At 69.7% G+C, this 18321-nt stretch carries 18 protein-coding genes and 2 pseudogenes; 9 read left to right on the forward strand and 11 right to left on the reverse strand.

Going from position 1 to position 18321, the window contains the following annotated elements:
- Nucleotides 1-2 precede the first annotated feature (2 nt).
- The 3 genes and pseudogenes from thpR to ACFVGS_RS16890 all read right to left on the reverse strand — a co-directional run.
- A complete protein-coding gene (gene thpR / locus ACFVGS_RS16880) occupies nt 3-596 on the reverse strand; it encodes an RNA 2',3'-cyclic phosphodiesterase (protein WP_385692862.1) in 594 nt (197 codons plus the stop codon).
- 229 nt (nt 597-825) lie between these two features.
- On the reverse strand, nt 826-2268 hold the full coding sequence (locus ACFVGS_RS16885; protein ID WP_385692863.1) for a cellulose binding domain-containing protein: 1443 nt from the start codon (nt 2266-2268) through the stop codon (nt 826-828).
- A gap of 70 nt (nt 2269-2338) precedes the next feature.
- Nucleotides 2339-2785 (reverse strand): annotated as a pseudogene (locus ACFVGS_RS16890) (glycoside hydrolase family 20 zincin-like fold domain-containing protein); the annotation flags it as partial.
- A gap of 477 nt (nt 2786-3262) precedes the next feature.
- Between ACFVGS_RS16890 and ACFVGS_RS16895 the strand changes: the two are divergent.
- Nucleotides 3263-4108: a GntR family transcriptional regulator gene (locus tag ACFVGS_RS16895; protein ID WP_385692864.1), complete on the forward strand. Its 846-nt coding sequence runs from the start codon at nt 3263-3265 to the stop codon at nt 4106-4108.
- Nucleotides 4109-4144: 36 nt separating this feature from the next.
- Here ACFVGS_RS16895 and ACFVGS_RS16900 read toward each other — a convergent pair whose 3' ends face one another.
- On the reverse strand, nt 4145-5338 hold the full coding sequence (locus tag ACFVGS_RS16900; RefSeq protein ID WP_385692865.1) for a hypothetical protein: 1194 nt from the start codon (nt 5336-5338) through the stop codon (nt 4145-4147).
- Nucleotides 5339-5684: 346 nt separating this feature from the next.
- On the opposite strand from ACFVGS_RS16900, the gene ACFVGS_RS16905 reads away from it, so the two are divergent.
- Nucleotides 5685-5921 (forward strand): hypothetical protein, encoded by a 237-nt coding sequence (locus tag ACFVGS_RS16905; protein WP_385692866.1) that lies wholly within the window; start codon nt 5685-5687, stop codon nt 5919-5921.
- 52 nt (nt 5922-5973) lie between these two features.
- Here ACFVGS_RS16905 and ACFVGS_RS16910 read toward each other — a convergent pair.
- Together ACFVGS_RS16910 and ACFVGS_RS16915 are read right to left on the reverse strand one after the other, a co-directional pair.
- Nucleotides 5974-6848: pseudogene (locus ACFVGS_RS16910) on the reverse strand (IS5 family transposase).
- 162 nt (nt 6849-7010) lie between these two features.
- On the reverse strand, nt 7011-7295 hold the full coding sequence (locus ACFVGS_RS16915) for a hypothetical protein (protein WP_385692867.1): 285 nt from the start codon (nt 7293-7295) through the stop codon (nt 7011-7013).
- Nucleotides 7296-7569: 274 nt separating this feature from the next.
- Here ACFVGS_RS16915 and ACFVGS_RS16920 point away from each other — a divergent pair, with 274 nt between their 5' ends.
- Both ACFVGS_RS16920 and ACFVGS_RS16925 read left to right on the forward strand, forming a co-directional pair.
- Nucleotides 7570-7926, forward strand: coding sequence for a helix-turn-helix transcriptional regulator (locus tag ACFVGS_RS16920; RefSeq protein WP_384406600.1), 357 nt, complete (start codon nt 7570-7572; stop codon nt 7924-7926).
- 82 nt (nt 7927-8008) lie between these two features.
- Nucleotides 8009-8470: an STAS domain-containing protein gene (locus ACFVGS_RS16925; protein ID WP_385692868.1), complete on the forward strand. Its 462-nt coding sequence runs from the start codon at nt 8009-8011 to the stop codon at nt 8468-8470.
- Nucleotides 8471-8571: 101 nt separating this feature from the next.
- Here the strand turns inward: ACFVGS_RS16925 and ACFVGS_RS16930 are convergent, their stop codons facing one another.
- Complete coding sequence (locus tag ACFVGS_RS16930; protein ID WP_385692869.1) at nt 8572-9516, reverse strand: SMP-30/gluconolactonase/LRE family protein; 945 nt, start codon at nt 9514-9516, stop codon at nt 8572-8574.
- Between the two features lie 107 nt (nt 9517-9623).
- On the opposite strand from ACFVGS_RS16930, the gene ACFVGS_RS16935 reads away from it, so the two are divergent.
- Complete coding sequence (locus ACFVGS_RS16935; protein ID WP_384406594.1) at nt 9624-10076, forward strand: Lrp/AsnC family transcriptional regulator; 453 nt, start codon at nt 9624-9626, stop codon at nt 10074-10076.
- Nucleotides 10077-10339: 263 nt separating this feature from the next.
- Here ACFVGS_RS16935 and ACFVGS_RS16940 read toward each other — a convergent pair whose 3' ends face one another.
- Nucleotides 10340-10705: a hypothetical protein gene (locus ACFVGS_RS16940; protein WP_385692870.1), complete on the reverse strand. Its 366-nt coding sequence runs from the start codon at nt 10703-10705 to the stop codon at nt 10340-10342.
- 463 nt (nt 10706-11168) lie between these two features.
- On the opposite strand from ACFVGS_RS16940, the gene ACFVGS_RS16945 reads away from it, so the two are divergent.
- Nucleotides 11169-13568 (forward strand): SpoIIE family protein phosphatase, encoded by a 2400-nt coding sequence (locus ACFVGS_RS16945; protein WP_385692871.1) that lies wholly within the window; start codon nt 11169-11171, stop codon nt 13566-13568.
- Here the strand turns inward: ACFVGS_RS16945 and ACFVGS_RS16950 are convergent.
- Nucleotides 13565-14317 (reverse strand): class I SAM-dependent methyltransferase, encoded by a 753-nt coding sequence (locus ACFVGS_RS16950; RefSeq protein WP_384406589.1) that lies wholly within the window; start codon nt 14315-14317, stop codon nt 13565-13567. The two genes, ACFVGS_RS16945 and ACFVGS_RS16950, sit on opposite strands and share 4 nt — an antisense overlap.
- A 643-nt stretch (nt 14318-14960) precedes the next feature.
- Between ACFVGS_RS16950 and ACFVGS_RS16955 the strand changes: the two genes are divergently transcribed.
- The gene (locus tag ACFVGS_RS16955; RefSeq protein ID WP_384407298.1) at nt 14961-15218 is read left to right on the forward strand and encodes a hypothetical protein; all 258 of its coding nucleotides are present in this window, start codon (nt 14961-14963) and stop codon (nt 15216-15218) included.
- A gap of 110 nt (nt 15219-15328) precedes the next feature.
- Here ACFVGS_RS16955 and ACFVGS_RS16960 read toward each other — a convergent pair whose 3' ends face one another.
- Entirely contained in the window at nt 15329-15769 is a 441-nt protein-coding gene (locus ACFVGS_RS16960; protein ID WP_385692872.1) for a DUF6086 family protein, read from the reverse strand.
- Nucleotides 15770-15902: 133 nt separating this feature from the next.
- Here ACFVGS_RS16960 and ACFVGS_RS16965 point away from each other — a divergent pair, with 133 nt between their 5' ends.
- Together ACFVGS_RS16965 and ACFVGS_RS16970 are read left to right on the forward strand one after the other, a co-directional pair.
- Nucleotides 15903-16331, forward strand: coding sequence for a hypothetical protein (locus ACFVGS_RS16965; RefSeq protein ID WP_385692873.1), 429 nt, complete (start codon nt 15903-15905; stop codon nt 16329-16331).
- A gap of 345 nt (nt 16332-16676) precedes the next feature.
- Nucleotides 16677-17081: a type II toxin-antitoxin system PemK/MazF family toxin gene (locus ACFVGS_RS16970; RefSeq protein WP_385692874.1), complete on the forward strand. Its 405-nt coding sequence runs from the start codon at nt 16677-16679 to the stop codon at nt 17079-17081.
- Nucleotides 17082-17371: 290 nt separating this feature from the next.
- On the opposite strand, the gene ACFVGS_RS16975 is transcribed toward ACFVGS_RS16970, so the two are convergent.
- On the reverse strand, nt 17372-18220 hold the full coding sequence (locus ACFVGS_RS16975) for an SDR family NAD(P)-dependent oxidoreductase (protein ID WP_385692875.1): 849 nt from the start codon (nt 18218-18220) through the stop codon (nt 17372-17374).
- Nucleotides 18221-18321: the final 101 nt, after the last annotated feature.

An 18321-nucleotide genomic window follows, 5' to 3' on the forward strand; every position in this document is an offset into this window, starting at 1 on the left:
ACTCAGCGCCCTTCGAACGGCCAGGACTCGATGTCCTGGTAGCGGATCGGTCCCGGACCGCGCCCGAAGTTGCTGCCGACCAGGTGCAGCCGCTCCGTCGGCCACCCGCGGCCGGAGAATCCCGCCAGGTCCGCGGCAAGCCGTGTGACGGACGTCGCGTCGCCCCGCCGAGCCCTGGCCAGGGTCAGATGCGGACGCAGCGGCCGGTCCACGTACGGGATGCCGCAGTCCTTGACCACGGCCCGTACGTCGGACGTCAGCAGGTGCAGTCCTTCCAGGTCGCCCTCGACGCCGCTCCACACCACCCGCTCGTCGAAGTGACCGGCCCCCCGCAGAGCCAGCTCCAGCGGCCCGCGGCCCGCGGCGAGGCGCGCCAGCGCGGCGCGCAGCGGTGGCACCGCCGTGACCGGCAGCTCGCCGAGGAACGCCAGGGTGATGTGCCAGTCCTCGATACGGTTCCAGCGCAGGTCGGGGTACGTGTCGACGGCGGGGCGGAGCTGCCGCGCCAGCTCGTCCTTCGCGTGGTCGGGCGGGGCGAGGGCGATGAAGACGCGGATGGTCGCGCTGGTGGCCGCACCGATGGACTGATCATTCACGCAGCACTTCGTACCTCATCCGGCCCTCTCGGGTCATGTCCGGGCGAGAGCGCCATGCCGTCACCGCGTACTTCCTGGGCGGAAGCCAGGGGCCGGTCCGGCGCTCCGGCGCGGGACCAGCCCGTCGTCACCCGGCCGAAAGGCCGTCCCGGCACGGGGCTATCCCCGGCCCCGCTTCCGAGGAGGGCGGGGCCGGGGGCGGGCTGCCGCGCGTCCGTTCACGTCACGATCAGCTTGACGGGACCTCGTCGACGAACGTCGTGCCCGCGCCCCGGTAGGCGGCGATCTTCGCGGCCACCTGGGCCGGGGTGAGGACCTGGTCCTTGACGTGCAGGACGTAGTCGACCTGCTGGTCGTACGCGCGCGGCGTGGTCGACGTCTGGCCGTTGAGGTCGATGAGCCACTGGTTGAAGTTGATCGACATCGGCCGCTCCGGCAGGTACGCGGCGTCATGGGTACCGAAGAGCTGACCGTCGACGTAGTACCTGATCGCGCTGTTGTCGATGGTCACGACCAGGTCGTGCCAGCCGGCGAAGCTCTGCCGGCTCTCGCTGTGCTGGTTGACCGCCTGCCAGGGGTCGGGGTTGTAGGTCTCCCACGAGGTCGTGTAGAGGATGTCGGCCGGCTCGCCCCAGCCTCCGTTGGGCAGGTACTCGAAGTCGTACTCGGCGTAGTCGTCCGCCATCGGCGCCTTGAGGTCGTTGATGGTGAAGAAGGTCTGCACGAGACGGTCGCCGTCGGGGCCGGACCTGGGGGCGTCGGAGAACCTGACGCGGGCGGCGTAGGTACCGTTCCTGAACTTCACGGCTTTCGTGAGGACTTCGGTGTGCCGGGTGGACTCGCCGGTGCCGGCGGTGGAGGTCTCCAGGTTCATCACCGTGTTCCCGGACTGGCTGACGAAGGTGACCTTGGACGGGTCCCATGTGGCTCCGGGCACACCGGGTCCGCCGGAGTTCGAGCGGACGCTCCAGCCGTGCGCCGATAGGGCCGGGTCGGTGTGAGAGGAGTAGGTGAAGTCGTCGAAGAGCGTCTGGCCGCCGCCGGGCGGGTCGGTCGGGTCGGTGGGGTCGGTCGGATCCGTGGGGTCGGTCGGGTCGTTGCCTTCGGGGGCGGTGCCCCACACGGTGGTGCTGGCGACCTGGGCGGTGACCTTGGACCAGTCGGCGTACGCGGTCTGGGTGGCCCCGAAGGAGTAGTCGTCACTCTGCCGGAGTGTCTGCCAGTTCGACTCGTAGAAGCGCAGCTGCATGTCGCCGGTGTCGGCACCAGGCGCCAGCGAGCCGGCGGCCGGCGTGAAGCCGACCTCCAGATAGCGGTCGGCGGTGGCGGTGGGATGGGCCGGCGTCCCGAAGGTGCCGGTGATCGCCGCACAGCCGCGGACGGCCCAGGAGCAGGCGAAGCGGTAGGTGGCGGTGGGGGAGTCGGCCTTGAAGTAGTAGCGGACCTTGACCTGGCTGAGCTGGATCGTGGAGGAGCCGGTGTTCCGTACCTTGAACCAGGGCTCGCTCTGGTCCGCCGTGGCTCCCGAGGCGCTGGTGCGGTACTGCACGGCGACTCCGTCGGCGCTCGCGGAGGCGGTCGTGACGGGCAGGGTGGCCAGGGCGGCGCTTCCCGTCAGCGCGGTCAGGGCGAGGACAGCGCGGGATCGGCGGCCGGTGGGGCGAGTGCTCATCCTTGTTCCTTTCGGTGACTCTCGCGGTGTGCGGGGTAGTCGAGGTAGGTGGCCGATGTGGACGTACGGGGAGGGAAAGACGTCCATGCGAACCGCCGCGCGGACGCCCGTCGAAGCGGTCGCATCCCGCCGGTCCGACCATCGACTCGGCGCGGTGGCCGCCGATTTCGGTGAGCCGGGGGACAGGCGGCCACCGGCATGCGTCAGCCGTGGTCGTCGGTGAGGTGGAGCTGGAGGACGTTGAGCTTGTGGGCACCCCGTACGGACCGACGGTCAGCCCGTACCCCTCGTCGCCCAGGCCGCTGAGCGTGGGGTCGACGGCCAGGACGAACGCCCCTTCGTCGGAGTGCTCCAGGCGCAGCCCGGTGGGCGGCGTCAGATAGTCGCGCAGCAGGCGCGCGGCGGTCTCGGCGCCCGGCGTCACACGGAGGCGGGTGGTGGCGTCGACGCGGAAGTGTCCGGGACGCCGGAGCATGGTGCGGGGGCGGGGTACCAGGGAGAGCTCGGGGCGTGGCATGTCCACGGGATGTGTCTCCGGCGGTCGGCGGGCTGCGGGCGCGGTCGGCTGTTGTGCGGCTCTACGGTTCGGCGTCGATGGGGCGGGGGCGACGGTTCTGCGGCGGGCGGGCGCGGTCAGCGGCCAACCGTCAGCGTTCGAGGGTTGGTCGGGGCCGATAAGGCCAGGGAACGGTGCTTCACCTCTGAGGAGCCTGGAGAAGGAGCGAGGGGACGGGAGGCGGGAGACGGGGGACGGGAGACGGAGCAGCGCACGACATCTCGGCTTGACCAGTTGGTCGTAGAGGGCTTACCAGTTGGTGCGGGGATGAAGGTGGCATGGACCACTGGCGCCGTCAACCCCGCCGGAATGACGGGGATTTGGCGAAGGGTCGCGATCAAGGGGCTGGATGGCCGCGCGTCTCACCGCTTAGACTGACCTGACCAGCGAACCACTGAAGATGACCAGTGACTGTCCCCAGACGAACGAGGGCTCCCATTGGAGATCGACACCGCCGCCTCCGGGGCGATGCTCAAGCGCGAACGGGTCCGGGAGGCGATCCTCGAACTCATCGAGGCGCGGCGCCCCGGTGACGCCATTCCTTCCGAGCGCGTCCTGTGCGCGGAACTCGGGGTCTCCCGCCCGACCCTGCGCGCCGCGGTCGACGAACTCGTCGTGGCGGGACTGCTGGTCCGCGAGCACGGCCGCGGCATGTTCGTGGCCGCGGAGAAGATCACCCAGGAACTGGTCTCGGACCGCAACGCCTTCAGCCTCCCGCAGGCGGGCGGTGTGTGGACCAGCAGACTGCTGGAGCTTCGCACGCTGCCCGCGGGCGCGCGCGTGGGGCGCAGGCTGCGGATCTCGCCGGCGGCGGAGATCCGCTACGTCGCCCGCCTCCGGCTGGTCGACGGCGCGCCCATGGCCATCGAGCACCTGCACATCAGGGCCGACCTGGTACCCGACCTGACCAGTGAGGAACTGGAGGAGGGCGACCTGTACGAGCACCTCCGTGACCTGCACGGCATCCAGGTCAGCGAAGCGGTGCAGTCCATCGAGCCGACCGTGGTCACCCGGGCCGAAGCGGACCTGCTCGACGTCCCGGAGTTCTCCCCGGCGCTGCTCTTCGAACGCCTCACCACGGACGTCCGCGACCGCCCGGTGGAGTACGTCCACTCCCTCTACCGCGGCGACCGCTACCGCATCGTCTCCCGCCTCGCCCTCGGCCCCAGCGCGGAACCCGCCGTCACCACCGAAGGACACCACCCCGGGATCCCGCCGGGCGACTTCACCGGCGGTGATCCCGTCACCTTCTCCACGCGAGGGGTCGTCCAGCACGGCATCTGAACCACCCCGTCGCAGGGACCGGCGACGCGCCGCTCGTCAGTTGGCGCCCGGCTCGTAATTGGTCAGGACGCAGCCGGCGACGGCGGCCTTCTCCACGCGGTAGCCGGCCGGTGCGGAGAAGCCAGGCTCGCAGTTCAGGTAGAGGAACTGGAGCTGGTACAGGCCGTGGCGGACGGACTGGTCGTTCGTCTCCACCGCGATGTTCTGGCCCACGAGCAGCTTGCTCGCGGTGGCCCGGACGCGACCGTCGTCCTTGAGGTCCTCCTGCTGGGCCGCCTTGGCGCGCAACTGAAGGACCGTCATATCGCTAACCACATTCAGCCAGTTGAGATCATGGGCGCGCTGGGCACCGCCGGGATTGCCGCAGATCGCCCGTTCCTCGACGCCCCAGGCGTGGTGGTCGCCGGTGACGACGGGCTGGTAGTCGATCGACTCGACCGCGAGCGAGGCCGGGTCGGTCGAGTACTGCGTGCAGTCGACGTAGTTCGGGTGCAGCATGGCCTTCAGCTCGGCCAGGCTGCCCGCCTTCGGCAGACCGAGACTGCCGTCGGCCGGCTGACCCGGCTTCTCGGACGCGGAGCCGCCCGCGGCCGGATCCTGCGGCGTCTCGAAGTTCGGGCTGCCGTCGCCCTTCGCGCTCGCGACGAAGTCGCTCAGCACGCAGCCGTCGACGAGTGCCTTCTCCCGCTTGTACCCCTCGGGAACCGTCGCCGTCGGGTTGCAAGTGAGGATGCGCAGCTCCGAGCGGGACAGCTTAAGCGCGGTCTTGGTCTCCGTAGGCGTGACCGCGAAGTTCTTGCCGACGAACACACGGCTGAAGAGGCCGTAAGTGGCGTCGCCGGCGGCGATCTTCGCCATGACGCGCTGCTTGTACCCCTCCTGGAAGGCCTTCATGTCGGAGGCCATGTAGAAGACGATCTCGCCGCGCTCGACGCGGTCGCTGCACACTCCTCGTTCGGTCACCGACCACTTGCCGACGGTCGTGAGATCGACGAGCGGCAGTCGATGGTCGTTCGGGTCGGTGCCCATCTTTTCGCATGAGGCGTACCGCCGGACGTAGTTCTGCGCCTCCTCCAGTGAGGAGGCGTCAGCACCCTTGTCGGTCATGGACGTCGGTGAGTCCGCTGCGGTCGTACGGTCGGGGGAGCTGTCCTGGCAGGCGGTGAGCGCGGAGAGAGCAGTGACCGCGGTGAGGGCGGCGAGGCCGGTGCGCATGCGCTTGAGGTGCATCAGTTGCTTTCGTCGAGACTGTGCCGGATATTGATCATGATGTGCACATGCTATGGGAGTCGCGCCTGCTGCTCGGCAGATCGACTTCGGACGCGACCGCGGTGACCTCAAGGCAGGAATGTGCGACTGGCGCGCGGGGCAACCGGGAGGCAGGTGCTACTAGACCCTGTGTCGAAAGTTGCTGAGAGGCAACGTTGTGGCGGGCTGGAGCGTCCATGGGATTGCCGGACTCGGCTTGGCCAGGGTGTGTTGAGGGGGGCTTGTGGAGCGGGATAAGGGGAAGCAGGACGGTCCGGGGCAAGAGCTGAACGCTTACGAGAGGGTTCTCGCAGAGGACCGTCGCGTCGTGCGCGAGATGTTCCGCGTGAGCATCGGTGGTGCCCATGCCGGGTTCGTCATAACGGTCTTCATCGTGGTCTTGTTCGCTGCCATTGGCGGCACCGCGTGGGCTCTGATCGTTGGTGGAGCGGTTGCATTCTGGTTCGCCGCCGCCCTTATCGCGGTTGCCGGTGGCGATCGCCGCGGGTGGGCCGCAGTCAAGCGCGCTTACCTCTTGACTTTCGGCTGGGCCGGCTGGCTGTGATCGCCGCGAGGGTATGGCGGACGCGAGCAGGCAGTACCGGCAGCTCCGTCCGTCACAGCCATTCTCCGATCGCGGGGACAAGGACGGTGGTTTCGAAGCGAACGGCGAGCTTGTCGAATCGGGTGGCGACCGCCCGGTGTCTGTTGAGCCGGTTGATCCCGCACTCGACCGCATGGCGCTCGCGGTAGTCGACCGGGTCGAAACGCGGAGGCCGGCCGCCACGGGAGCCGAGCTTGTGCCGGTTGCGTGCCTGGTCAGCCTTGTCGGGGATGGTGCAGCGGATCCCCCGGCGACGCAGGTAGGCACGGTTCTTGCGGGAGGCATACGCTTTGTCCGCCCGCACGCGATCGGGGCGGACGCGTGGCCGACCCCGACCGATGCGGGGCACGCGGACCTTCTCCAGCACGGGCTCGAACTGAGGCGAGTCCCCGCACTGACCGGCCGTGATCACAATCGACACGGGCTTTTACCCCTGCTCAACGGCTAGGTGCAACTTGGTGGTGAACCCGCCGCGTGAACGTCCGAGCCCGTGATCTCCGGGCTCGGTGAACACGCCACCCGGCGGCTCCTTTTGCAGGTCACCCTGCTTGCGGGCCCCGGCCGCATGCTGATGGGCGCGGCACACAGTGGAGTCGACGCTCAGGTCCCACACGATCGCACCCTTGGCATCGGCCTGGGTTGCAGCCGGGTGAGGATCCGGTGCCAGGTTCCGTTCCGCTGCCACCGGCGGAACAGGTCATATACCCGGCCCCACGGCCCGTACTCGACGGGCACGTCCCGCCACGGAACACTGGTACGGACCCGGAGCCGTATGCCGTCGATCAACCGCCGCCGAGGCCAGACGGGCGGCCGCCTCGCCTTCGTCCCCTTCGGCAGTAGCGGCTCCAGCACCGCCCACTGCTCGTCCGTGAGATCTCCCCGACCCATGAACCGTGATCATCCACAGCCCAAGATCCACTTTCGATACACGGCCTAGCGGGCAGGTGTGACTAGCGGGCAGTGCGCCTGACGGTGCTGGAGGGGAGAGGTCGGCCTCTCGGAGTGCGCCGCCCGAAGCGGCGCGCGTCGAGCGGCGAGGAGCCGCTTCCCTCAGATCTCCATGAATCGCCGACGCCAATATCCGTACGCGCTGAACGGCGTGGCCAGCCGGAGGTGCGAACCGAGAGAGACGGCCCTGCGGTCGAACTCGGCGTCCAGCCTGGCAACGAGCCTGCCGAGGTCGGTCCGAGCGCCACCGGGGAGCCACAACAGCACGTCCTCCAGGCGGTCTCGCGCCACCAGAGGATCGCAGCACTCGCAGGCCATCACCGGATCCGGCAGAACGCGCCCCGGTTGCCCCAGGTACCACCGGCATTCGGCCAGGGCGGCGGCCACGGCACCTGGCCACAGACGCTCTTCTTCCAGCCTTCGGATCGCTACGCGAGTCGCCGCGGAGACTCCGCGGATACGGCGAACCGGGATACCTCGTCTGGGCCGCCAACGCTCCGCGCGCAGCCCCTTGGGACGCCTACGCGGCATCCGCCTTTCGGATCAGCATGCCGCCATCGTGCCACGCTCCGAGAGCCGCGACTCGGAAGCCCCGCTTCCAATTCCGGATTCCGAATTCCGGTCTGGCGGAACAAGTATCTCAAATCATATAATTTCGGACATGGAGTCGACGGTGTCTCGGAGTAGCTGGACGTTCGTCACGAACCACGCCCGGATCCTCGCCATGATCCTGCGTGACTCGGAGATCCGGCTGCGTGACCTGGCGGAGAGCTGCCGGATCACGGAGCGGGCGGCCCAGGCGATCGTCACGGACCTGGACAGCGCGGGATACCTCACCCGGGTGCGCCACGGTCGCCGTAACCACTACGAGGTCACGCCGGGGACCCTCTTCCGCCATCCGGCCGAGGGTCATCACGAGATCACGGACCTACTGCACCTGCTGGTCGACCTCGCCCCACCTGCCGGGGCGGCCGAGCATCCGGATGGTGATCACAGTGGACGCGACCCGCACGGCTGATCTTCGAGGGACCCGAGCTCACCGCGCGAGTGCCCGACCAGGCCTTCTTCCCCGCGCTTCGGGGTCTGAAGGGAGTAAGGCCATGACCCCTGACTTCGGCCGCCCGCTCCCCGCTGGGGCGGCGCACATCAACGGCGCCCTGCGGCCGTCCGTCGTCGCCGTGGTCGTCGAACCCGGGCCGCTGCGGGTGGTGGCCCATCTGAGCGGCGAGATCGACATGGACAACGCGGCCGGCCTGCGCCGTGACCTCGCCGCGGCACTCGAATCCAGCAGCCGCGGTCTCGACGTCGACCTGTCCGCCGTCACCTTCTTCGACAGTCAGGGCCTGCACGTCCTGGAGGGCCTGAACCGGCTGGCACGCAAGGCCGGAAAGACCCTCATACTGACCGCACTGAGCCGCCCGGTCGCGCGCCTGCTGCACGTGACCGGGGCCCAGCACGTCTTCATCGTCCGCGGCTGGCCCCCGCCGAGGGCCATCACCGCCGGCGCCGACCCCGACCCATTCCCCTTCCCCGGGGCCGGGCCAGGGCCGGGTGGGTGGTGAGGGCAGCCGATGCCGTGCGCATGCCTCCTGGATGCCCTCGCGGCGGTGCGGGATGAGGCGCCGTCGCTCCGAGCGGCTCGCCGAGGTGGCCGAGGTGCCGTCTACAGCCAGGGTCGTCGTCCCGGTCCCGTCGGGTGCGTGCCGGTCACTCCCATGACCACCGAGTACAGACTGGTCTCGGCGGCGATGAAGAGGCGGTTGCGCTTGGCGCCGCCCCAGGAGATGTTGGCGACCGCCTCAGGGACGTCGAGGCGGCCGATCAGGGTGCCGTCGGGGTCGTAACAGTGCACCCCGTCGTCCATGGCGGCGACCCAGAGCCGGCCGCCGTCGTCGAAGCGGAGGTTGTCGAAGCGGGCCCTCTCGCGGGCGCCGGCCTCGGCGAAGACCTTGCCGTCGGACAAGGTGCCGTCGTCGCGTACGTCGAAGACCCGGATGAAGCCCGCCCGCGTGTCGGAGACGAACAGCTGCCGCTCGTCGGCGGAGAAGACCAACCCGTTCGGTGCGCCGAAGCAGTCCGCGACCAGCCGCACTTCGCCCGTGGCCGGGTCGATCCGGTAGACGTTGTTGGCTCCGATCTCGCTCTGCGCGCGGTATCCCTCGTAGTCACTGGTGATGCCGAAGTCGGGGTCCGAGAACCAGATCGAGCCGTCGGACTTCACGGCCGCGTCGTTCGGGCTGTTAAGGCGCTTGCCCTGCCAGCGGTCGGCCAGCACGGTGAGGGTGCCGTCGTGTTCGGTACGGGTCACCCGGCGGTTGCCCTGCTCGCAGGTGATCAACCGGCCTTCACGGTCAAGGGTGTTGCCGTTGGTGTGCCCGGCGGATCGGCGGAAGATGCTCACCGAGCCGGTCTCCTCGTCCCACCGCAGCATCCGGTCGTTGGGAATGTCGCTCCAGATCACCTGGCGCCAGGCGGGCAGATACACGGGCCCTTCCGCCCAGCGGCAGCCGGTGTACAGGACCTCCAGCGCCTCGTCCCCGTTCATGCACCTGCCGGTCCGGAACCGGTCGTCAAGCATCTCGTACAGACCCCGGCGCTCGCCGCTCATCGGATCCACCTCTCGCGAAACCTGTCACGTGCCGAATGAGAATCGGCCTAAGTCGCATGCTGCAAGATGCCATACTGCTATGGCTAGTTGATTCCGAACGGAGAGTTGTGGATCACATCGATCGCGCACTGCTGGCGCAGCTCCAGCAGGACGCCACCCAGTCCTACGCCGCGCTCGGTCAGGCCGTCGGCCTGTCCGCCGGCGCCGCCCACGAGCGGGTGCGGAAGCTGCGGGAGCGCGGCGTCATCCGGCGCACGACGGCCGAGGTGGACCCAGCCGCCGTCGGCAGCGCCGTTCTGGCGTACGTGATGGTCGACTCGACGTCCTGGATGGGCGATTCGGCGCAGGACTTCGCCGCACTGCCCGAGATCCTGGAGGCGCACGTCATCGCCGGAAGCGCTTCGGTACTGGTGAAGGTCAGGACCGCGACCACCGAGCAACTGCAAGACGTACTGCGGCGGATCTACGCCATCGAGGGCGTCAGCGGAACGCAGGCGACGGTCGTGCTCGAGACCTTCTTCGAGCGGCCGCTCTCACCGCTGACGACGGATCAGAAGTGATCACCGCACCCGCCGATGGGCTGACCGCTTCCGGCCCGACGAGGTGGCCGACCGCTTCACCGGTCGCTCGAAGGAGTCGATCGTCGAGCGGCTCGCCGAACGCCTGGGCGCGCAGACGGCCCGGCTCTGCCGCGAAGTGACCTGAGGGTGTGCGTTGGCATGCTCGTGTACCGCGTGGCCGCGCTCCGATCAGCGACAGCGCGCCCCTCCCGGTCCGGAGCGGCAGGGTACGGAAGGTGCGGAAGGCGCGGGTCGGGTGTCCGTCAGTTCGGCCTGGCTTCGACTGCCGGAGCAGGGGGAGATTGCGGGGCCGACCCGGAGGGCTGCGTCGGGGCGGAGATCGCCCCGGCGAGGATGAGTCCGAAGCCGACCAAATGGAAGGGCAGCGTCATCGCGGTGAGCACGTGGGCGGCCATGTAGGTCCCGACGGCCTGCATGAGTGGTGCCAGGCCCACGGCCAATCCGATTGTGGACACGATCGGCCCGGGCAGCATGACCAGGCAGCCCGCCATGGCGAGGCGAGCATGACGCCCTCGTCGGCGGATCGCCAGGGCGGCTACGACGGCTCCCACCACGGGCGTGAGGACCTCGACGGCAAAGAGAAGCAGACCGACGGTGGCAGCGGCCATCTGGTCGTCGTACAAGAGACTCCGATCGGGATCGTGCGTAGCTGGATGACTTGCGTCGGGGACGATATCCGGCCTGCTGTCAGCCCTGATAACGGTTTACGAGCCGGGGGCCGGCGCGCGGGACCGGATGACCGGATCCACCGGCTCCGCAACGTCCACCAGGGCACGCGCCGCCGGGCCGGCGAAATCGGATCCGGCCGACCAGTCGACCGACCATGCCCTCGGACGCTCCCGCGGCGGTCTGACCACCTAGGTGCGCCCCGCCGCCGACAGCCGCTTCCGCTCCCTCGTAGCTCGGGCGGCGCGACGGAAGGAAGCGGAGGTGTGTGGGGGGGAGGGCCTTCGCCACCCGACCTCCGCTTCGAGGCGACGAGCCGCCCGGATCGATGCGCCGGCCCGGCGGCGGAGCGGATGCCCCCTCGACCAGCGCGATCGGTCGGGCTCGTCGGCGTATGGTCCTGATATGCGCGCTGAGGCATCCGGCCCAGGCGAGCAGCCCGGCGAGAGCGGGCTGCTCGGTCCCGCGCTGGCCGACACCGTGCGGCACACCGGCGCCTCCGCGGGAGCCATCTACCTCCTGGACGAGGCCACTGACACCCTGCGGCTGGCGGTGCTGTGCGGGCTTCCGGAGGAGGTGGCCTGGCCCTGGCACCGGGTTCCGCTCACGACCACCGCACCGGTCACCGAGGCCGTACGGGAGAACCGCCTGGTATGGGTCGGCTCCCAGGAGGACATGGCCCGCGCGTACCCGCGAGTAGCCGCGAGCCTGCCGTACCGCTTCGCCCTCGCGGCCACGCCGCTGCCCGGACGCTCCCGCTGCTGGGGCGGCCTGGTCCTGCTGTGGCCGGCCGCCCACCCGGAACGGGCCACGCGCCGCGAGCAGGGCCACATCGTCGCGGAGGCGCGGGGCATCGCACACGCCCTCGACCTGTCCCCGAACCCGCCCCAGGCGCCCGAGCAGCCCCATCGGGTGCCGCTCGTCGAGCAGTCGCCCCACCCGTACGCGGGCCGGACCTCGCAGGCGGCCGCGGACTACGCCGAGCGACTGCCTGAGGGCACGCTGGCCCTGGACCTGGAGGGCAGGATCACGTTCCTGAACGGCACGGCGGCCGCCCTGCTGGGCCGGACCGCGGACCGGCTGCTGGGGACCCGGCCCTGGCAGTCCCTGCCCTGGCTGGACCAGCCCGCTGTCGAGGACCACTACCGCACCGCCGTCATCAGCCGGGAGTACGTCGAGTTCACCACCCCGCACCCTCCGGACCGCCGGCTCCGCTTCCAGCTCTATCCGGACGCCAGCGGCATCAGCGCCCGCATCACCTCCGTACCTGGCCCTGGGCCCCGATCCGTGCCAGGCCCAGGCCACCCCGGCTCGGGGCCCGGAGCCGTATCCGGGTCCGGCGCCGGTAGCGGCCCCGTCAACGGCCCCGATGCCTCCGGTCACGTCCCCGCCGACGCCCGCCGCGCGTCCGACCACCCTGCGCCTGTCGCCCCCGCGTCCGGCCACCATGCGCCTGCCGGCCCTGCGTCTGCCGACCCCGCGTCCGACCGCCCTGCGTCTGCCGACCCTGCATCTGACCGCTCCGCGTCCGCCCCGTCCCCGACCGCTCACAGCGGTCGCCTCTACCAGCTCCTGCATCTGGCGTCCGCCCTGACCGAGACCGTGGCCGTCAGCGACGTCGTCGAACTGGTCGCCGGGCAGGTCCTGCCCGCCTTCGGCGCGGACGGACTGGTCCTCTCCGCGGCCGAGGCCGGCCGGCTGAAGATCACCGGCTGGCACGGTTACGACCCGCACACCATCGAACGCCTCGACGGCCTGCCCATGGACACCCACATCACCCCCGCCGGGCACGTGCTGGCCACCGGTGTCCCGTCGTTCTTCGGCAGCGTCGAGGAGATGGCGCGCGAGTTCCCCCATGCGCCACTGATCAGCGGCAAACGCGCCTGGGCCTTCCTGCCGCTGCTGATCTCCGGTCGGCCCGTAGGGTGCTGCATCCTCTCCTACGACCGGCCGCACGCGTTCACCGCCGACGAGCGCGCCGTCCTCACGTCCCTCGCCGGCCTGATCGCCCAGGCGCTGGACCGCGCCCGGCTCTACGACACCGCTCACGACGTCGCCCTGGGCCTCCAGGAAACGCTCCTGCCGCACAGCCTCCCGGCCGTACCCGGCCTCACGCTGGCCGCCCGCTACCTGCCCGCCAGCCGCGGCATGGACATCGGCGGCGACTTCTACGACGTCATCCGCCTGGGCGGCACCACGGTCGCCGCCGTGATCGGTGACGTCCAAGGCCACAACGTTGCCGCAGCCGCTTTGATGGGCCAGGTGCGCACCGCCATCCGCGCCACCGCCGGCGCCCCGCCGGACCAGGTCCTGGCCCACACCAACCGCGTCCTGATGGGTCTGGGCACCGACCTCCTCGTCTCCTGCCTGTACGCCCGGATCGACCTCGCTCACGAGCGGGCCACCCTGGCCAGCGCCGGCCATCCACCGCCCCTCCTGCACCGGTCGGGACAGGAGGGCCTGGTCGTCGGGCTCGACCCCGCCCCGCTGCTCGGCATCGACACGGGGACGGACTACCCCGTGACCGACCTCGCCCTCCCGCCGGAAAGCACTCTGGCGTTCTACACCGACGGACTCGTGGAGGTGCCAGGCACAGACCCCGACCAGACCGCCGCCCGCCTCGCCGAGCACCTCGCCCGCCACTGCGACGAGGACGTCGACCGCCTCATCGACCAGCTCATCCGCCGCGCCTGGCCCACCGGCCGGCACACGGACGACACCGCCCTGCTCCTGCTGCGCACCACCACCGGACACAGGAGCCCGCCGAGCCACCCCACGACTCCGCAGGACCCCGGACACGACTAGATGGGAGCGCCCGGTTTGTGGGTCACCCAGAGCAGTTCCGCAGGCCAGCGGTGTGCCCAGTCGGGTGGGTCGGTTTCGTTGTAGCCGTTGGGTGTTCCGCGTTCGGGCCGCGGCTCGATGAGGTCGTCGATGATGAGCCCCGCGCCGCGCAGGACCCTGACCCAGTCGCCGTAGGTGAGCTGATAGCTGGTCGCGCCGTCGTCTTCGGCGATGGTGTTCAGCCCGAAGTAGTCCTGCTGCAGCGTCGTCGTCACGCGGTCGGCGGCTTCGTCGTAACAGGCTTCGAACCAGGGGCTGGCGACGTTGAACACCAGGCGCCCGCCCGGGCGCAAGACACGGGCGGCCTGCGGGACGGCCAGGCGCGGGGGCGCCCAGCTGAGCCCACCGAAGTCACAGAACACCAGGTCGAAGCTGTCGGCGGCGAAAGGGAGTTGCTCGGCGGCGCCTTGCACGAGCGGGTAACGGGCCGTTCCCATCGAGCGGGCCGCTGAGACCAGTTGGGCTTCGGACAGGTCGAACCCGACCACGATGGCGCCCTCGGCGGCGAGCGCCCTGGACCACTGACCGGCGCCGCAGCCGAGTTCGAGGACGCGCTTGCCGGTGACGTCGCCCAGGGCGTGCAGGTGCGCGTCGGGGATGGAATACATGCCCCACAGCCGGGGTGCGGCTCCGATCTGGGGATCGTGCTCCTGCTGGTAGGCGCTGCTGATCTGGTTCCAGAACCGCCGGTTGGCGGGGATGCTGTCCACATGCCGACTCCAGCACTGCCTGCCGGGGGCGGTCAAACGATTAGCCCGCTGGCCGGCCCTCGCCCTGGTCCGGCCCTCGCCCGGCCCATGATCCGCCGGACGATCCCGCGGGCGACCAGTGGGCGGCGCTGGAGCCGCGGTTGCCGAACCGTACGGGGACTCGCCGCCGTTCGAACTGGCACTTGAGAAGGTCTGCGTGTCCCGCATCGGACAGGGCCGGCCACCCGTCCGCCCCGACCAGTCCGTGCGACAAGGCGCACACCTTCTGTAGAAACGGCGTTTTGACGGGGATGGCCATCCCACGGCCAGGCGCGGGGCGCCCGTGTGATGACGAAGGCGGGCGGGCGAACATTGGACGTCTGCTGCGAGGTGGACCTTGGTGGTCAGTGCGCCATGGGCCCTGCCGAGGGCATGGCCGTACGGTTAGCCGGTCGGGCCCCCTTTGACCGGCCCCGGCGGCGTGCTGATGACTGCGCACGAGCGGGGAGTCGACCGCGACCACCCGGTCCACTGCGCCGCTGTGCCGACACGGCCGGTCATCGCAAGCATGGCCACCGTCTTGCCAGGTGTTTCCCGGTGGGGTGACGGGGCAGCCGCCTTCAGAGCCCGTTTGACGTCCGGACGAACAGGGAGAGGGACGACCATGAACCACCACGAGCGCCGGCGGACCCTGCCCGCGGACGCACCGCCGCGCACCACGCCCTCCCAGGCCAAGGGCGAGAGCGGCGACGACGCGGCACGCCGGGAAGCCGACGACGCGATCCGTGACCGCCACGACGACGCCGAACCCGACGCCGACGGCATGCGCGCCAAGCGCCAGTCTCCCGGATTGGGCCGCGAGGAGCAGCGACGGCCGCATGGGCGGCGCGGCGAGGCAGGGGAGGGACGCGGGCGCGTCTAGCGCGTCCGCGCAGTTGCTGACCACCGTCACAGCTCTCGGCGCAGCTCCTCGCGGAGAGTGGATCCCCTTCGGGGTGGGCGATCGAGGCGCCGTGGGTGCTGATCGTTCGATCAGCGGGGCATGCGCCGGCTCAGCTCCTGTGCCTTCTCACGCAGGCCCGCCGCCCAGGCTTCACCCTCTGAAGGGGCGGACATGCCGGTGACCGCGGAAACCTGCACGTCTTCGAGCGGCCCTTCAGGGGCGGTCCCGTGTCGTGCCCAGTCCACCTTGATCCCGGCGCGCTCGGCAAGAACCAGGACTGTTGCAGTGAAGCCTTCGGAGAGAGCGAGCCAGATGGCGTGGCTCGTTCTTCGGTGCTTCATCAGAAGGGCGTTGACGAAGGTCTCGAAGGTGTCGAGGCTGATCTGGCACTCGTCGTTCTCCATCGGCCCGATGCCCGAAGGGAGTTCCAACTCCGCTTCGAAAACCGCTACCTGGCGCTGGAACATGCGAGAAGCGCCGTTGGACGGGTTCCAGAGTGTCTCGTCGCCGATGTCGAAGTACTGACTCATAGCGCACCTTTCAGCCAGAGGCTAGGCATGACAGACCAGCCTATCCAGCCGCCCCTTTTTGCCGTCGTGGGCATGAGGCGTTTCCCCGCTGGCGGTCTGACGGGCAGCACCCGCGGGTGGGACGATCCACAGCGTGATCGGATGGATGCACCACACCCCGCGCAAGGTGGTCATGCTGACCGGCGTCATCGCGGCCGTCCTGCTCTTCGTCGGCGCTTCCGTGCACGTCGCCGACCTCCTCAACCACGGTCTGCATCCGTACGACTGGGCACCTGGGTGGCTCAACCTGTACTGGTCGTCGCTGGCGTTGTTCGACGCCCTCGCCGCCATGCTCCTGATCAGGGGGAAACGCCGTGGAATCGACCTCGCCTGCGTCATCGTGGCGACCGACCTCGCCGCCAACTGGTACGCGGTCTACGGCATCCAGCACAGCAGCCTCACCGCTCAGCCTGGCCTTCAACGACTGACCGTCTTCGCCGCACTCGTCCTGGGAACGGCACCGGTCATCCGACGGCACCTCACCAATGGAGACGACGTCTCAAACCCCAGCCGCAAACCGTGATCTTCACGTCCGAGCGGCTTGCCGCCGGTAGTGGCTGGTCTGGGATCGGGCCTGGAGGCGGTGACGCCAGTCGGACCAGCCGAGCCGGTGGACCGGGTCAAACGCGGGCCGGATGACGCTCGACCCGCCACCCGACGTCGGGGTCCGACCCGTACGAACCGGCCCGCGATCTGGGCCATCAGGCCCTCGAACGCCTCCTGCCAGCGGGCAAGGTCTACGCTGTGACCTGCGGCCCTCACATGATCTTCAGTCTTCACACACCGATGATCAACGGTGGCCGTACCCGTCTCCGCAGAGCGTCAGCGTCGCGCAGCGTCTGTCTGCCGTCATGTGTCTGGAGGACTTGTGCAACGTGGCGAAGTCTGGTGGGTCCAGTTCGACGAGCGGAGGTTGGTCGTACTGCTGTCGGGAGACGACACGTCCGGGATCCGGGTGATGCAGGTCGTCGCTCCGGCGGGCGTCGACATCAGCGGTCTGGGCATCGAAGTGACGGTCGGTGCTGGTGAAGGACTGCCGTTCGAAGGCGTGCTGCGGCTCGCGTTCCCGCGTCCGGGCTTCACCCCGTGCACGTGGCTGACCACTGTGTCCCGGGACGACCTCATCGAGCGGGCAGCCGTCCTGTCCTCCGTGAAGCTCAGCGAGATTGACGACGCCCTCCTACTCGCTGAACAAGCGCAGGAGCGGACCCCGGCCACGACCGCGAAGCTCAGCGAGATGAGGGATGCGCTCCGTCTCGGTGAACTCGGGTAGACGGAGAAGGAGTCGGCGCCCGCGACGGCGTGGGCGATCTCGGACGAGATGATCGACGCTGGCCACCTGCTGCCTCGGCGCCCCTCACCACCGAGAGGGATGCCGGGCCGATTCAGTCTGAAGGCGAGCGCGGAGCAGCGGTAGTAGCGGAAAGCGGTAGTAGAAGAGGCTGGGGCGAAGCCGTCTGACGTGGCTTCGCCCCCCGGGTCCTCGGGGCATGGCCGGGCGGTGCGGTGGGCTGTACCGCCACCGCCCTGACCATGGTCCTGGTGGGAATGCGTGGCCGGCTTCTACCTGTCGACGGCCTCCGTGACGTGGTGCCAGTCGGCCAGGTCCGCGATGCGTGCCTCCAGTGCCGTGCGCATGCCCGTCGAGCTGGAGGTGCCAAGGGCCAGGCGTAGCGGAGGGTTGGGGCTTTCGACGGCGGTCCGGATGCCTGCGGCTATCCGTGCCGCGGCGGAGAACGCGGATGCCGGCAGTTCTCCGATGCCCTTCTGGACCTCGCGGACGGTCTGGTCGTAGTCGTCCAGGCCGGCTGCGACGTCGAGGTTGGCGAGGAAGGGGGTCGCGGTCATTCCGGGCTGGATGAGGGTGACCCTGATGCCGAGGGGTGCGACCTCGGCCGCGAGCGCGTCCGACAGTCCCTCGACCGCGTACTTGGTGGCGGCCAGCAGGCCGACGCCGGGGTGGGCGGACTGCCCGTAGACCGACGAGCCCTGGAGGATGTGCCCGGACCGCTGGGCGCGGAGTACCGGCAGCGTGGCGCGGAGCACGTTGAGCACTCCGAAGACGTTGGTGTCGAACACGGCGCGGACCTGCGTGTCGGAGGCCTCCTCGACGGCTCCGAACAGGCCGTATCCCGCGTTGTTGGCCACGACGTCGATACGTCCGAAGCGTGCGAGTGTGCCCTCCACCGCGTTCCGGACGGCTTGCTCGTCGCGTACGTCCGCCTGGACGCGAAGCAGGCGGTCGCCGTGCGCCTGCGCCAGGTCGTCCAGAGGGGAGACGTCGCGGGCGAGGGCCGCGACGGTGTCGCCGTTCTCCAGTGCCTGGAGCGTCAGTTCGCGGCCGATGCCGGACGTCGCGCCGGTGATCAGCCATGTGCGGAGGCGGGTCTGCTGGTTGGATGCTTCGTTCATGTTGCGACCGTAAGGCGTTAGCTCGCAACACGTCAATTGATCTGGTGGCCTGAGTTGCCTTCTAGTCCGATTAGCTCCTGAGTGCTGATGTAGGGTGGACG

Source organism: Streptomyces sp. NPDC127114 (genome assembly GCF_042677525.1).
In the GTDB taxonomy this organism is placed as follows: domain Bacteria; phylum Actinomycetota; class Actinomycetes; order Streptomycetales; family Streptomycetaceae; genus Streptomyces.